Annotated in this window: 10 protein-coding genes; 5 read left to right on the top strand and 5 right to left on the bottom strand. The window is 63.4% G+C overall.

Features of this window, described 5'->3' with window-relative positions; translation table 11 throughout:
- Nucleotides 1–24: 24 nt before the first annotated feature.
- The 4 genes from IEX53_RS17075 to IEX53_RS17060 form a co-directional block, all read right to left on the bottom strand.
- Nucleotides 25–1,605, bottom strand: a complete 1,581-nt coding sequence (locus IEX53_RS17075; RefSeq protein ID WP_188825398.1) for an FGGY-family carbohydrate kinase — start codon at nucleotides 1,603–1,605, stop codon at nucleotides 25–27.
- A 207-nt stretch (nucleotides 1,606–1,812) separates the two neighbouring features.
- The gene (locus IEX53_RS17070) at nucleotides 1,813–2,487 is read right to left on the bottom strand and encodes a carbonic anhydrase (RefSeq protein ID WP_188825397.1); all 675 of its coding nucleotides are present in this window, start codon (nucleotides 2,485–2,487) and stop codon (nucleotides 1,813–1,815) included.
- 166 nt (nucleotides 2,488–2,653) lie between these two features.
- Nucleotides 2,654–3,532: a pyridoxal kinase PdxY gene (gene pdxY, locus IEX53_RS17065; protein WP_188825396.1), complete on the bottom strand. Its 879-nt coding sequence runs from the start codon at nucleotides 3,530–3,532 to the stop codon at nucleotides 2,654–2,656.
- Nucleotides 3,533–3,590: 58 nt separating this feature from the next.
- Nucleotides 3,591–3,836 (bottom strand): hypothetical protein, encoded by a 246-nt coding sequence (locus IEX53_RS17060; protein ID WP_188825395.1) that lies wholly within the window; start codon nucleotides 3,834–3,836, stop codon nucleotides 3,591–3,593.
- A gap of 159 nt (nucleotides 3,837–3,995) precedes the next feature.
- Here IEX53_RS17060 and IEX53_RS17055 point away from each other — a divergent pair, with 159 nt between their 5' ends.
- From IEX53_RS17055 to IEX53_RS17035, 5 genes are all read left to right on the top strand, one after another.
- Nucleotides 3,996–4,625, top strand: coding sequence for a LemA family protein (locus tag IEX53_RS17055; protein ID WP_188825394.1), 630 nt, complete (start codon nucleotides 3,996–3,998; stop codon nucleotides 4,623–4,625).
- A gap of 32 nt (nucleotides 4,626–4,657) precedes the next feature.
- Nucleotides 4,658–5,527 carry a TPM domain-containing protein gene (locus IEX53_RS17050; RefSeq protein ID WP_373288683.1) on the top strand — a complete coding sequence of 290 codons (870 nt, stop codon included), beginning with the start codon at nucleotides 4,658–4,660 and terminating at the stop codon, nucleotides 5,525–5,527.
- A gap of 8 nt (nucleotides 5,528–5,535) precedes the next feature.
- Nucleotides 5,536–6,177 (top strand): TPM domain-containing protein, encoded by a 642-nt coding sequence (locus IEX53_RS17045; protein ID WP_188825393.1) that lies wholly within the window; start codon nucleotides 5,536–5,538, stop codon nucleotides 6,175–6,177.
- 229 nt (nucleotides 6,178–6,406) lie between these two features.
- A complete protein-coding gene (locus IEX53_RS17040; RefSeq protein ID WP_236016246.1) occupies nucleotides 6,407–11,188 on the top strand; it encodes an NAD-glutamate dehydrogenase in 4,782 nt (1,593 codons plus the stop codon).
- Nucleotides 11,189–11,441: 253 nt separating this feature from the next.
- The gene (locus tag IEX53_RS17035; protein WP_188825391.1) at nucleotides 11,442–12,827 is read left to right on the top strand and encodes an MFS transporter; all 1,386 of its coding nucleotides are present in this window, start codon (nucleotides 11,442–11,444) and stop codon (nucleotides 12,825–12,827) included.
- Here the strand turns inward: IEX53_RS17035 and purH are convergent.
- Complete coding sequence (gene purH / locus IEX53_RS17030) at nucleotides 12,824–14,440, bottom strand: bifunctional phosphoribosylaminoimidazolecarboxamide formyltransferase/IMP cyclohydrolase (RefSeq protein ID WP_188825390.1); 1,617 nt, start codon at nucleotides 14,438–14,440, stop codon at nucleotides 12,824–12,826. The genes IEX53_RS17035 and purH overlap by 4 nt on opposite strands.
- Nucleotides 14,441–14,772 lie beyond the last annotated feature (332 nt).

Here is a 14,772-nt window from a genome sequence, read left to right as displayed (position 1 = left end):
GGGTGAAGGGATCGCCATCCGCCATCAAGCCATCTTATCCAGCGCTTCACGCTGTTCATGCATCGTGAGAAAAACGCGGTAATCCCGGTCGAGCGCTTCGCGCGTTTCCGCTGAAGGCTTGCGCTCCAGCCCGCCCTTCTGCATCCCCGTGCAGGCGCTGGCGAGGTCCGGGTAGAGCCCGGCGGCGGTGGCGGCGACCATGGCGGTGCCGAGCAGCATCGCATCTTCCGCCTGTGGCTCGATCACCATGCAGCCGGTGGCGTCGGCGTAAAGCTCCATCAGCAGCGCGTTCTTGATGTGGCCGCCGGTCACATGCAGCGTGTCGATGGTGTAGCCCTTGGCGTTGAGCGTCTCCAAAATATGCCGGACGCCGAGCGCGATGCCGACGGCGGTGCGCCAGTACAGCCGGCAGAGGCTGTCGAAGGAGGCGTCGAGCGTCAGCCCGCTGACCACGCCCACCGCATGCGGATCGGCGAGCGGCGAGCGGTTGCCGTGGAAATCCGGCAGCACATGCAGCCGCCTGGCGAAATCCGCCCCTTCCTGGCGGCGCAATTCCTGTACCCGCTCGACGATGCGCTGGTGCATGGCCGCGTTCGGTTCGCCTCCTGCGCCGTGCCAGCGGATGATATGGTCCAGCAGCGCGCCGGTGGCCGATTGCCCACCCTCGTTGAGCCAGCAACCATCGAGCACCGCGCCGTAATAAGGACCCCATACGCCCGGCGTCGGGCGCGGCGTCTGCGAAAGCGCCATCACACAACTCGACGTCCCCGCGATCAGCGCCAGATGCCGGTCGATTTGCGCGATGTCCCCGGCATAGCTGCCAAGCACACCGAGCGCACCGGCATGAGCATCGATAAGCCCCACTCCAACCTGGCAGGCCGGGCTCAGCCCCAGTTCGGCCGCCACCTTTTCGGTGAGCCTGCCGAGATTCTTGCCGATGGGGCTCGCCTTGTCCGGCAGCGCGCCCTTCTCCCGCATGTCGGCAATACCGACCGTCTCGAAGAAATCCCGGCTCCAGCCCGGTTCCTCATGGGCGAGATAGGCCCATTTGCAGGTGAGCGTGCATTGCGAGCGCTCCAGCGAGCCGGATGCCCGCCAGCTGAGATAATCCGCAAGGTCGAGGAAATATCCCGCCTTCTCCCAGGTCGAAGGCAGGTTGCGCTTCAGCCACATCAGCTTCGGCGTTTCCATCTCGGGCGACATGACGCCGCCGATATAGTCGAGGACGCGATGGCCCGTCGCCGTGCACTCGTCCGCTTCGGCCAGCGCCCGGTGGTCGAGCCAGACGATGGTGTCCCAGCGGTTTTCGCCTGATGGCGAAACGGTGAGCTGATCGCCATCGCGGTCGCGCACCACCAGCGAGCAGGTGGCGTCGAAGCTGATGCCCGCCACTTCATCGGCCGCTATATCAGCCTTGGTCAGCGCTGTCCTCACCGCATGACAGACAGCCTGCCAGATATCGTTGGAATCATGCTCGGCGAAATCGGGCTTCGGGCGGTTCATCAGGATCGGATGCTCTGCGCGGGCCAATAGATCGCCGCTCAGCGAAAAAACACCCGCCCGCGCGCTGCCGGTCCCGACATCGACCGCAACAACCTTATCCATATCCAATCCTCCCACACCGATTCCGCGCGAAACATAGCGCATAGGTGGGAGAGATGGGAATTGTTTGAGGGCGATTTGTTGGCGGAGTGGTAAGCGTTGAAAACTCCTTCAATCCAGCCGGACAGCTGCGCGAGGTTGCGGCGACGCAAGGGGCCGGCGGTTGTGCTCAACCCGTCACGTCGCCATCCGGCAGGGGAGGGGAGGGTACTACTCGACAGGCGGACGCACAAAATCGCCCGTCTGGTGGTCCATCACCCACAGTTCTCCCGTCGAAATATCGAACCAGACACCGTGCAGGGTGAGGCGGCCTTCCTTTTCGCGGGAGGCGATATAGGGGAAGCTGCGCAGATTGGCGATGGAGTAGCGGATGGAGATGCGCTCCAGCGCGGTCTGGCGCTCGGTCGAGGTCATCAGCGTGTTGGCAGAGACGGTTTCGGCGGCGGGGGCGACGAGGCTCATCCATTTGCCGATGAAATCGCCCGGCGAAAGGGGCGCGCTTTCGTGGTCGAGCGCGGCCTTGATGCCGCCGCAGCGGCCATGGCCCATCACCACGATATGCTTGACCTCAAGGCTCTGCACCGCGAATTCGAGCGCGGCGGAGGTGGAGTGATATTCGCCGTCCGGCTCATAGGGGGGGACGAGATTGGCGACGTTGCGCAGCACGAAAATCTCGCCGGGGTGGGTATCGAAGATGGTTTCCGGCGCGGAGCGGGAATCGCAGCAGGCGATAACCATGGTTTCCGGCGTCTGGCCTCGTTCGGCCAGTTCCCTGTAGCGCAGGGATTCGTCGGCGAAACGCCCGGACATGAAGTTGCGGTAGCCGGCGAGAAGCGCCTCGGGGAGGTTGCCGGCGGGAAGATCATTTGGGGTAAGATCGTTCATACCTGTGCCATAGCTCTGGTTGGGAGGAAGATCAAATCGTTTCAGGCGGGGGTACCCAAGCCCCTTGGGTGGCTCCTGTATTAATGGAATATGCGCGGCGGTCCAGTTCTTTGCTGACGCGCAAGTCTCGCCCGGAGAATTGCGCCCGGCTTTTCCCGCTTGTCCGTCACGCCCGCAGCCCCTTGGTGGGATGCATGAGGCGGCGCGTCTGCACCATCGCCATGGGGTTGGAAAGGCTCGCGGCATCAGCCTCCAGCATCAGCTCGTCCGCGCCGCGCTTGGCCGCGCGGGCGAGGACCTCGAAGACGGCGGCGGTCGTCGCCTGCAGGATTTTTTCCTGCGGAAGGCCGGCCATGGTGCGGGCGAGGAAAAGGGCGGAGGTCAGGTCGCCCAAGCCGTTGCTGGGGCCGTCGACATGGCGGTGCTCTGCCATCATCGCCAGGGTGGAGGTGAGCAGGAGATTGCCGGTGCTGCCCGTCATCATCGGCACGGCAGAGGTGACGAGCATGGTGGCGGGGCCGGCATCGAGAGCCGCTTCCATGATGGTCTTGTTGTCTTCCAGCGGCACGCCGGTGAGCCAGGCAAGCTCGAAACGATTGGGCGTCGCAATGTCGGCAAGCGGTATCAAGCGGTCGCGAATGGCGATGGCCGTCGCCTCGGGAACGTAAAGACCTTCCTTGTCGCCGATAACAGGGTCGCAGAGATAGAGAACCTGCGGGTTCTTGGCCTTGATGGTCTCGACAAGCCGCGCGATGCTTGCAGCCTGCGACGCCTGCCCGAGATAGCCAGTCAGCACCGCGCCGATTTCATCGAGCCAGGGCGCGCGTTCGAGATCGGCGATGAGGGCGTCGAACTCCTCCTGGGAGGGTACGATGCGCTTGGCGGGGCCGTGGCCGGGGTGCCATGGCAGGACGACCGTCGGCACCGCCCAGACGGGGTGGCCCAGCGTTTCCAGCGCGAAGACGGCGGCGCGATTGCCGACCGAACCGCGCACCACATGGCTCGATATGACGAGAACGGCTTTGGCGTCAGGCGGATTAGACATTGCAAATACGACTCATGCTGTCACTGTGTCCTGATGGTGACAGGTGAGGGACCTCTACTCAAGACGCTTTGCCAAGATAAGTCAGGAGCCAGAGAATCGCGGCGGCAATGAGGATGAGGCTCAGCGCCCGTCCGATGCGCGTGCCCCACACTTCGATGGCATCGGCCTGGTCGGCATCGGCGGCGGAAAGGTGCCGTTTCGCCCGGGCGACCATGCCGTGATCCGCATTCGATTCGCGCTCCACCCGGTTGAGGATGCGGCGGGCTTCCGCTTTCGCCTCGTCATTATTCTCCCGTTCTTCCATCGCAGCCTCCGTCATCCAAGAATTTAAAGTGTTTTAGTTGCTTCATTGCGGTTCTTTTCAGCAATTCTTTGTTGTTTCTTTGTTTCCCTGATATGATTACTCTCGTATTACCGTGCTGGGGATGGCACCATTCGAGAGCCGATATCAGGAGAGATTTGCATGATAGCTGATACCATTTCGCGGCCCGCCGGTCGCCGTCTTTTGCCGGTGCTGCTCTTGGCCTTGCTGGCGCCGCTGCTGTCGGCGTGCGGCTTCAATGTCATCCCGACCCAGGAAGAGCAGGTCAAGGCCGCATGGAGTCAGGTGCTCAACCAATATCAGCGCCGCGCGGACCTGATCCCCAATCTGGTGGCGACCGTGCAGGGCTATGCCACGCATGAGCAGAAGACGTTCACCGATGTGGTCGAGGCGCGCGCCAAGGCGACACAGGCGACGATCCAATTGCCGCCCGACGCGCTCAGCAATCCCGAGCTTTTCAAGCAGTTCGAGCAGAACCAGGCCAATCTGACCGGGGCGCTGGGGCGGCTCATGGCGGTGGCGGAAAACTATCCGGACCTGAAGGCGAACCAGAATTTCCTCGCCCTGCAATCACAGCTCGAAGGCACCGAGAATCGCATCGCGGTGGCGCGGCGGGATTATATCGAGGCGGTGCGGGTCTATAATACCTCGCTCCAGACCCTGCCGACGATGCTGTGGCGGCTGATCTGGTTCCGCGACAAGAAGCCCCTGCCGACCTTCACCATAAGCGAGCAGGCCCAGCAGGCCCCGAAAGTCCAGTTCAATAATTGACGGGCGGAATGGTAGTGACAGGAACCCGAGAAATGCCGGCCCGCCATAGTCCCGCGCGATGGCTGTATGTCCTGACGGCTGCCGTGATGGTATTCCTTGCCTTCACGGCGCTGGCGGCGGCGGACACGCAGTTTCCCGCTCTGACAGGGCGCGTCGTCGATGACGCCAACGTCATCGACCCGCAGACGCGGGCGGCGCTCGACCAGAAGCTAGCCGATTTTGAGGCGAAGACCTCCAATCAGGTGGCGGTCGTGACCGTGCCGAGCCTCGGTGGCGACGACATAGACGACTTCTCGAACCGGCTGTTCCGCAGCTGGGCCCTTGGCCAGAAGAAGGAGAACAACGGCGTTCTCCTCGTCGTCGCGCCTAATGACCGCAAGGTGCGCATTGAGGTGGGCTACGGGCTGGAAGGCACGCTGACGGACGCGCTTTCGAGTGTCATCATCCGCAACGGAATCATCCCCGCCTTCCGGCAGGGCGATTATTCCGGCGGCATTTCGAAGGGCGTGGACGGTATTCTGGCGGTGCTGGGCGGCGACGGCGCCGACATCAAGGCTCAGGCGCAGCAGGACGCGCAGGCGCAATCCTCGGGCGGCGGCATCGATTGGGTTTCGCTGATCTTCGTTGCCTTCTGGCTCTTCATCTTCTTTGGCGGCCTGATTTTTTCGCTGCTTGCGCGGCTTTTCGGACGAAAGATCGGGCCGGGCCGATATCAATGGCTGGGCACGACCACCGGCGGCAGCGCCGCGCGAGGCGCGCTCGCCGGATACGGCACCGGCCTGATCCTTGGAGGCGGGGGATTCGGTGGAGGCGGCTTCGGCGGTGGCGGAGGTTTCGACGGCGGTGGATTTTCCGGCGGCGGCGGCTCGTCGGGCGGCGGCGGCGCATCGGGAAGCTGGTAGGAGAGAGTATGTCGAACCATAAGTTCCTGACTGCCGGGGATCGCGCCCGCATCGCGCAGGCCATTCGCACGGCGGAAGAAAAGACCAGCGGCGAGATCTACGCGGTGCTGGCGCATCGCAGCGACGATTATTTCTTCGCCGCCGGGTTTGTCGCCGCCTGCGGGGTGATTATCGCCTCCATCGTCGCGGCGCTTCTGGCGCATTGGTACTGGTATGAGGTGTCGCTGCCGCTGTTCGGCCTCGCCATTCTCGCGGCCTTCATTTGCGTCATCCTCGTCTTGTGGTTCGTGCCGGCCATCCGCTTCGCGCTCGTGCCGCACCGCATCCGCTATCGCCGCGCGCATCTGAATGCCGTGCAGCAATTCCTGGCGCGCAACATCCATGTCACATCGCAGCGCACGGGGGTGCTTCTGTTCGTGTCGCTTGCCGAACGCTATGCCGAGGTGATCGCCGATGCGGGCATTAATGCAAAGGTGCAGCAGAAGGACTGGAACAACATCGTCTCCCTCCTGACCAAGCACGCCTCACGAGCCGAAGTGGCGGATGGCTTCGTCGCGACCATCGAAAAATCCGGCAAACTGCTCGCCAGGCATTTCCCGGCGACGGGGGATAATCCCAATGAGCTGGCGGATCATCTGGTGGAGCTATGAGGGATTGACGCCGCGCTAATTACCCCTCATCCGACTGCTTCGCGCGGTCGGATGAGGGGTGTCGGCGCGATTTCGCCGATGGAGGCGCCTTTTTCTTTCAATCCCGGCAAATTTTGGCTCATTTTGTTGCTTTGTCACGGGAAGTTCACTGTTTCAGGGCAGTTTTGGGTCGAAAGCGCACGCCGATCTGATAGGCTTTCGCAGAGATTCATTCCATGGGAGTTTGGAAGTGTCATCCAGGCAGCAACGCGACGTCGGTGGGCTCACGGATAAGGGAGGCGACAAGGAGGCGCTGAAGGAGTTCTCGGCCCTGTTCTACGAATGGGCGCCGCCGGAGGACCTCGCCGAATATGACAACACCGCCCTGGAGGAATCCGCGCGCCTGGCTTTCGCGGAATTGTGCGATTATCGCAAGGGCGACAGCATCGTCTCGGTCAATGGCGTCAACAAGGTGCTGCGCGCCGGACGGCCGGTAACCATCGTTACGCTCATCAACGACAACATGCCCTTCCTGCTCGACTCGGTCCTGGGCGAAATCGCCGAGCGCGTGAGCATGGTCTATCTGGTGCTGCATCCCGTGCTCGACGTGACGCATGGCAAGAACGGCATCAGCGTTCATGGCGAAGCGTCCGGCCCAGAACCCAAGGGTACGGACCGCGTCAGCGTCATGCAGATTCATCTGCCGATGCTGGACCAGGCGGCGCGGGAGGAACTGGCCGCCGCGCTGAAAGCCGTGCTCGGCCAGGTGCGCGCCGCGGTGCGCGACTGGAAGCCGATGCTGGCGCGGCTCGACCAGGCCATCAAGGCCTACAAGGCCAATCCACCCGGAAAGAAGAAGAATGTGGCGGAGGCCATCGAGTTCCTCGAATGGCTGCGCGACGACAATTTCATCTTCCTCGGCATGCGCGAATATGATTATCGCCGCAAGGGCAAGACACGCGAACTCGTCTATGCCGACAAGCCTCAGCTTGGCATATTGAGCGATCCCGCCGTGCGCGTGCTGCGGCGCGGCGAGGCCGGCACGACGGCGACGAGCGAGATCCTCGCCTTCCTCGATGGGCCGGAGGCGCTCATCGTCACCAAGGCAAATGCCCGCTCGCGTGTCCACCGGCGCGTCTATCTCGATTATGTCGGCATCAAGCTGTTCGACAAGGATGGCGAGGTGACGGGCGAATTGCGGTTCGTGGGGCTTTTCACCTCCACCGCCTATACGCGCTCGGTCACCAAGATTCCATTTCTGCGCCCCAAGGTGGATGCGGTCATCAAGCAGCTCGGCTTCAACCCGCAGGACCATTCCGGCAAGGCGCTCATCAACGTGCTGGAGGATTATCCGCGCGACGAGCTTTTCCAGGTTGATGTCGACACGTTGGTGGCCAATGCCGAGCGCATCCTGGCGCTGGGCGAGCGGCCGCGCGTGCGCGCCCTGCCGCGCATCGACCCGTTCGGGCGTTTCGTCTCGGTGCTGGTCTATGTGCCGCGCGATCGCTACGATTCCATCGTCCGCGAGAAGATTTCCCAATATCTGATGCGCGTCTATGACGGGCAGAGCGTCGAATTCCAGCCCTCCTTCCCCGAGGGGACGCTGACGCGCATCTATTTCATCGTCCGGCGCGATGAGGGCACCGTGCCTCAGGTGGCGCGCGAAACGCTGGAAGCCGAAATCCGCGCCATCGTGCGGACCTGGGAAGACGCGGTGCAGGAAGCGGCGGAGAGCTTCGACGGCGGAAGCGCCGGCATCGTGGCGCTGGCCTCCAGCTTCCCCGATTCCTACCGGGAAGGATTCACGCCCGATGAGGCGCTGGTCGATGCCGAGCGTATCGCAGAGCTTTCGGCGAACAATCCGCTTTACGTCGATTTCTACAAGCATCACAGCGACGGGCCCGATGCCGTGTCGCTGAAGATCTATCACTATGGCGCGGCGCTGGCGCTGTCGCAGCGTGTGCCGCTCCTAGAAAATATGGGCTTCCGCGTCATCAGCGAGCAGACCTTCGACCTGCCGGGCGTGGATGGCGGCCGGGTGCATGTGCATGACATGCAGCTTGTCAACGCGTTCTCCGTTCCGGTGGACCTGAAGGACGACGGCGCGCTTCTGGAAGAGGCGTTCCGCGCCATTTGGAACGGAACCGCCGACAATGACGGCTATAACGCGCTGGTGCAGACGGCGCGGCTCTCGGTGCGGGAAATCACGATCCTGCGCGCCTATGGCCGCTATCTGCAGCAGGCCGGCATCGCCTATTCGCAAGGCTTCATTGCCGCGGCACTCAACCGTTATCCAGCCATCGCGCGCAATCTCTTCAACCTGTTCGATCTGCGGTTCAATCCGGCGCGCGTGGGCGAGGACCAACGGCCAAGCGCGGAAAAGAAATTCCGCGACGAGATCGACCTCGAATTGCAGTCCGTTCCCAGCCTCGACGACGACCAGATCGTGCGCCGTTTCCTCAACCTCATCGAGGCGACGCTGCGCACCAACGCCTTCGTGCCGGAGGCCGATGGTAGCCCGCGCAAGACGCTCGCCTTCAAGCTCGATCCGCATGAGGTGGAGGGGCTGCCGGATCCGCGTCCGTGGCGGGAGATTTTTGTCTATGGGCCTGAGGTGGAAGGCGTTCACTTACGCTTCGGCCCGGTGGCGCGTGGCGGCATCCGCTGGTCGGACCGGGCGCAGGATTACCGCACCGAGGTGCTAGGCCTCGTCAAGGCGCAGCAGGTGAAGAATGCGGTCATCGTGCCTGTTGGAGCCAAGGGCGGGTTCTATCCCAAGCGCCTGCCTTCGGGCGACCGCAACGCCATCTTCGAGGCAGGGCGACAGGCCTATGTCACCTTCATTTCGACGCTCCTCTCCATCACCGACAACATTGTCGGCGAGCGGGTGGCGCATCCTCATGGCGTGGTCAGGCATGATGGCGACGATCCTTATTTCGTCGTCGCGGCAGACAAGGGCACCGCGACCTTCTCCGATACGGCGAACGCCATCAGCCAGGCGGATGATTTCTGGCTCGACGACGCCTTCGCTTCGGGCGGTTCCGCCGGCTATGACCACAAGAAGATGGGCATCACCGCGCGCGGTGCGTGGGAGGCAGTGAAGCGGCATTTCCGCGAGATGGACATCGACATCCAGACGACGCCCTTCACCGTGGCGGGCGTGGGCGACATGTCCGGCGACGTCTTCGGCAATGGCATGCTGCTCTCCAGCCAGACCAAGCTTGTCGCCGCCTTCGATCACCGCGACATCTTCATCGATCCCAATCCCGATCCGACGGTCACGATTGAGGAACGCCAGCGCCTGTTCAACCTGCCGCGCTCGAGCTGGCAGGATTACGACCGCTCGAAAATCTCCGAGGGGGGCGGCGTCTATTCGCGCTCGCTGAAGACCATCACCCTGTCGCCGCAGGCGGCGCAGGCCATCGGCATCACCAAGACCCATGTGACGCCGCAGGAACTGATCTGCGCCATCCTGAAAGCGCCGGTCGATCTGCTTTGGTTCGGCGGCATCGGCACCTATGTGCGCGGCAACACGGAGAGCGATGCGCAGGTGGGCGACCGCGCCAATGACGCGATCCGCATCACCGGCAGCGATGTCCGCGCCAAGGTGATCGGCGAGGGCGCGAACCTCGCCGTCACGCAGCGCGGGCGCATCGAGTTCTCGCTTCTCGGCGGGCGGTGCAACACGGACGCCATCGACAATTCGGCAGGCGTGAATACGTCGGACGTCGAGGTCAACATCAAGATCGCGCTCGCGGCGGCGATGCGGGCGGGCAAGCTGGAGCGCCCGGCGCGCAACAAGCTGCTGGCGGCAATGACCGATGAGGTGGCGGCGCTGGTTCTGCGCAACAATTATCTCCAGACTCTGGCGCTCTCGCTGGCGGAGCGGCGCGGCTTGGCCGACCTGCCCTATCAGGCACGGTTCATGACCGACACGGAGCGGCAGAGGCTGCTCGACCGTCGCATCGAGACACTGCCCGACGAACATGCGTTGAAAGAACGCGAGGCGCGCGGGCAGGCTCTCACCCGGCCCGAACTGGCGGTGCTGCTCGCCTATGCCAAGCTGGTGCTGGTGCAGGAAATCGTGACGAGCGACCTGCCCGACGATCCCTATTTCGAGCCGGAACTGTTCAGCTATTTCCCGAAGCGCATGGTCAAGCCCTATGCGGCGGAAATTGCGAGCCACCGGCTGCGGCGGGACATCATCGCCACGCTGCTGGGCAATGACGCGATCAATCGCGGCGGGCCGACCTTTGTGAGCCGCCTGCAGGACATGACCGGCAAGACGCCGGCGGAAATCCTGCGCGCCTATGTGGCGGTGCGCGACGGGTTCGAGCTTGGCGACATCTATGACGCCATCGACAAGCTCGACAATCAGGTGCCCGGAGCCACGCAGAACGCGTTCTACGAGCAGGTCTCGCGTATGCTCCACCAGACAACCGCCTGGGTGCTGCGCAACCACAACGCCAATGTCCCGCTCGGCGACTTCGTGGAAGCAATCCGCCAGGCCCGCCACGCGCTGGAGCCGCGCCTGCCCAAGCTGATGCCCGATTTCATGACGGGGGTTATCGCCCAGGATACGGACGGCTTCGTGGTTATGGGGGCCCCGGAGGCGCTGGCGACACGGCTCGCCCAGTTGCAGTTCGCTTCCGTCGTGCCCGACATCGCGCTCGTCGCAAACCGCGCGAAATCGGACCTTATCGCGGCGGCGAAGGCTTACTTCACAGTCACCGAGGCATTCCGTATCGGACGCATCGAGGAGGCGGCGCGGGCCATTCCCATCACCGATTATTATGACGGGATGGCGCTGGCGCGGGCCAACGACACCATCGCCGAAGCCACGCGCGCCATCGCCGTCGCCGCGCTCAGCCGCTTCGGTGGGGAGAAGGATCCGGCAGCGGCCTGGCTCGAAAGCGGCAATGCCAATGTGATGACGACGCGCCAGCGCATGACCGCGCTGGTGGAGGGTGGCGACCTCACCGTTTCCCGCCTTGCGGTCGCGGCGGGGTTGATGTCCGATCTGGCGGGGTAATTGCCTGGCGGGCTGATCGAAATGCCGGCGGGGCAGCGCCCCCCCCTCTGTCCTGCCGGACATCTCCCCTCAAGGGGGAAGATAGGCCTTCATCGATGACGGCTCGCTATTCTCCTACCTTTGCGATTGGCGAAAGCGGAACTGACCGCTAATCTCCCCCTTGCGGGGAGATGCTCGGCAGGGCAGAGGGGGCGCTGTCCCGCGGTATTTTGTTATTGTTGCAAAGTATTTTACCGAGGGAAGAGGGGGAGCCATGGCCATCACCGAAACACTGCCCGTGCGCGCGGATAGGCGCGGCATTTGGGGCTGGATGCTGTTCGACTGGGCAGCCCAGCCCTTTTTTACTGTCGTCACGACCTTCATCTTCGGTCCCTATGTCATCTCGCGGTTGGTTGCCGACCCCGCGATGGGGCAGGCCGCGTGGGGCTACACGGTAGCGATTGCCGGACTCTTCATCGCCATTCTCTCGCCGGTGCTGGGCGCGATTGCGGACGAGACCGGGGCGCGCAAGCCGTGGATCGCCTTCTTCGCCGTCATCCAGATCGTCAGCCTTTCGCTTCTTTGGTTCGCTGCGCCCGGCTCCAGCCTTGTTCTAGTGCTTCTTGCCTACTCGGCGGCGGCGGTGGCGGCGGAGTTTTCCATCGTCTTCAACGATTCCATGATGCCGCGCCTCGTCTCGAAGGACGAGATCGGGCGGATTTCCAATGTCGCCTGGGGGCTCGGCTATCTCGGCGGCATGATCGCGCTGATCTTCGTGGTGACGTGCCTTGCCGCCTCGCCGCAGACCGGAAAGACCATTGCCGGGCTCGATCCGCTGTTCGGGCTCGACCCGGCGAAGGGGGAGGATGCGCGAGCTTCCGGTCCGCTCTCGGCGCTCTGGTACCTGGTCTTCATCCTGCCGATGTTCCTGTTCACGCCGGATGTGAGCCGAGGCCTGCCGCTCGCCCAAGCGGTGACACGCGGCCTCACCGAGCTCAAGGCGACGCTCAGCGAAGTGCGGCAGCGCGCCAATATCTTCCGCTTTCTCATCGCGCGGATGATCTATCAGGACGGCGTCAACGCGCTGCTGGCGCTTGGCGGCGGGTTCGCAGCGGCGATGTTCGGCTGGTCCATCACCGAGATCGGGCTTTTCGGCATCATCCTCAATGTCGTGGCGATTTTCGCCTGCCTCGCCGCGAGCCGGCTCGATACGCTGTTCGGCTCGAAGCGGGTGGTGATGCTGTCGCTCGTCCTGCTCCTCGCCGCCACCATCGGTATTGTCTCGACGGGCAAGGATTTCACACTGTTCGGTGCGTTGCGGTTTTCAAATGAGGATAGCGGCGGGCTGTTCGCGACCGCAGCCGAAAAGGCCTATCTGGTGTTCGGCCTTCTGATTGGCATTGCCTTCGGCCCGGTGCAGGCCTCGTCGCGCTCCTATCTTGCCCGCAGCGTCAGTGTTCAGGAAGCGGGACGCTATTTCGGCATCTATGCGCTGGCCGGAAGGGCGACGAGCTTCGTCGCGCCATTTCTGGTGGCGAGCGTGACGGCCTTGAGCCATTCGCCGCGCTTAGGCATGGCGGTACTGATTGTGTTCTTCGTCGCGGGGCTTGTGATCCTTGCTGGAACCCCTTATCCGGCGACAGAAGACAACAAGGCTTAATGCCGGAAATGCCGCATCCCGGTAAACACCATCGCGATGCCGTGCTCATCGGCGGCGGCAATCACCTCTTCATCGCGCATGGAACCACCCGGCTGGATCACTGCCGTGGCGCCCGCCTCGATGGCGGAGATCAGCCCGTCGGCGAAGGGGAAAAAGGCGTCGGAGGCGACGACGGAGTCCTTGGTCAGAGGCTCGGCATGACCGGCGGCCTCGGCCGCGTCCAGTGCCTTGCGTGCGGCGATGCGGGAGGAATCCACCCGGCTCATCTGGCCCGCGCCGATGCCGACAGTCGTGCCGTCCTTGACATAGACAATGGCGTTCGACTTCACATGTTTGGCGACGCGGAAGGCGAATTTGAGGTCCGCCATTTCCTTCTCGGTCGGGGCGCGCTTCGTCACCACCTTCAGGTCAAGATCATCGACCACGCCATTGTCGCGGGTTTGCAGGAGAAATCCGCCGGCGACGGTCTTGACCGCGAAGCCGGGCTCGCGCGGGTCGGGCAGGGCTCCGGTGACCAGGAGGCGCAGATTCTTCTTTGCGGCGACGATGGCCTTGGCTTCCTCCGTCGCGTCCGGGGCGATGATGACTTCTGTGAAGACCTTGACGATCTCTTCCGCCGCTTCCGCATCCAGCGTGCGGTTGAGCGCGACGATGCCGCCGAAAGCTGAAACCGGGTCGCACGCCAGCGCTTTCAGATAGGCGTCCTTAAGGGTTTCGCCTTCCGCCACGCCGCAGGGGTTGGCGTGCTTGATGATGGCGACGGCGGAGGTGCGCGCCGGGTCGAACTCGGCGACCAGCTCGAAGGCGGCGTCGGTGTCGTTGATGTTGTTATAGGAAAGCTGCTTGCCCTGAAGCTGCGTCGCGGTGGCGACACCGGGGCGCTTGTCGCCCGTCAGGTAGAAGCCCGCATGTTGATGCGGGTTCTCACCATAGCGCATTTCGGAATGCAGCGTGCCGATAAGCGCGCGCCAGCTTGGGGCTCCCAGCGTCGTCGCGCGGATGAACCATTTGGCGATGGCGGTATCGTAGGCGGAAGTACGCGCGAAGGCATTCGCTGCCAGTTTCTGGCGGAAGGCGTAGGGCAGCGCGCCCTTGTTGATGTCGAGCTCGGCCAGCACTTCCGTGTAATCCACCGGATCGGTGACTATGGCGACATAGGCGTGGTTCTTGGCGGCGGCGCGGATCATCGCCGGGCCGCCAATGTCGATATTCTCCACAATGGTCGAATAGTCGGCGCCCTGCTCGCGCACCTCCTCGAAGGGGTAGAGGTTGATGACAACCAGATCGATGCCGCCAATGCCATGGGCTTCCATCGCCGCGGCGTGCTCGGGATCGTCACGCACGGCGAGAAGGCCGCCATGGACGGCGGGATGCAGGGTCTTGACGCGGCCATCCATGATCTCGGGGAAGCCGGTGATTTCGGAAACATCGCGCACAGGGATGCCCGCCGCCGCAATCGCCTTCGCCGTGCCGCCGGTGGAGATCAGCTCGATGCCGTGAGCCGCCAGCGCGCGGGCGAATTCCACCAGTCCGGTCTTGTCGGAGACCGACAGAAGCGCGCGGCGCACGGGATAAAGATCGGGGGCGGGAATATGTTTCGAGGTGACGGCCATGGGTCAAGTCTCTTCGTCGGATGGGAGGAATAGGGCGCGGGTTAGCACAGGCGGGCGGGGAATCCTACCTTTTCCCGAGAAGAGTATTTCACGATCAAGTGGAAATGCTGGCGGGACAGTAACCCCCCTCTGCCCTGCCGGGCATCTCCCCCACAAGGGGGGAGATCAGCTTTCATGAATGCTCGGAGTTAATCGACAACGTTGCAGGATGGACGCGAAGCGTGGCATCAGCCAATCTCCCCCCTTGGGGTAGGGCTATCGCATATGAGTAATGAGGGTGAGGAAATCCTGGTCGGCCCATCTTGCCTTGAGCCGTTTGTGGCTGAGGGGAA

Source organism: Paramesorhizobium endophyticum (assembly GCF_014640615.1).
Taxonomy (GTDB): domain Bacteria; phylum Pseudomonadota; class Alphaproteobacteria; order Rhizobiales; family Rhizobiaceae; genus Paramesorhizobium; species Paramesorhizobium endophyticum.
The sequence above is the reverse complement of the archived record's forward strand: the minus strand, read 5'-3'. Positions and strand labels throughout refer to the sequence as shown.

Bases quoted from the DNA above. Each gene is read 5' to 3' on its own strand.
- IEX53_RS17075 (WP_188825398.1), bottom strand. From the start codon at position 1,605: ATGGATAAGGTTGTTGCGGTCGATGTCGGGACCGGCAGCGCGCGGGCG.
- purH (WP_188825390.1), bottom strand. From the start codon at position 14,440: ATGGCCGTCACCTCGAAACATATTCCCGCCCCCGATCTTTATCCCGTG.
- IEX53_RS17050 (WP_373288683.1), top strand. From the start codon at position 4,658: ATGCCGGCCCGCCATAGTCCCGCGCGATGGCTGTATGTCCTGACGGCT.
- IEX53_RS17035 (WP_188825391.1), top strand. From the start codon at position 11,442: ATGGCCATCACCGAAACACTGCCCGTGCGCGCGGATAGGCGCGGCATT.
- pdxY (WP_188825396.1), bottom strand. From the start codon at position 3,532: ATGTCTAATCCGCCTGACGCCAAAGCCGTTCTCGTCATATCGAGCCAT.
- IEX53_RS17045 (WP_188825393.1), top strand. From the start codon at position 5,536: ATGTCGAACCATAAGTTCCTGACTGCCGGGGATCGCGCCCGCATCGCG.
- IEX53_RS17070 (WP_188825397.1), bottom strand. From the start codon at position 2,487: ATGAACGATCTTACCCCAAATGATCTTCCCGCCGGCAACCTCCCCGAG.
- IEX53_RS17055 (WP_188825394.1), top strand. From the start codon at position 3,996: ATGATAGCTGATACCATTTCGCGGCCCGCCGGTCGCCGTCTTTTGCCG.
- IEX53_RS17060 (WP_188825395.1), bottom strand. From the start codon at position 3,836: ATGGAAGAACGGGAGAATAATGACGAGGCGAAAGCGGAAGCCCGCCGC.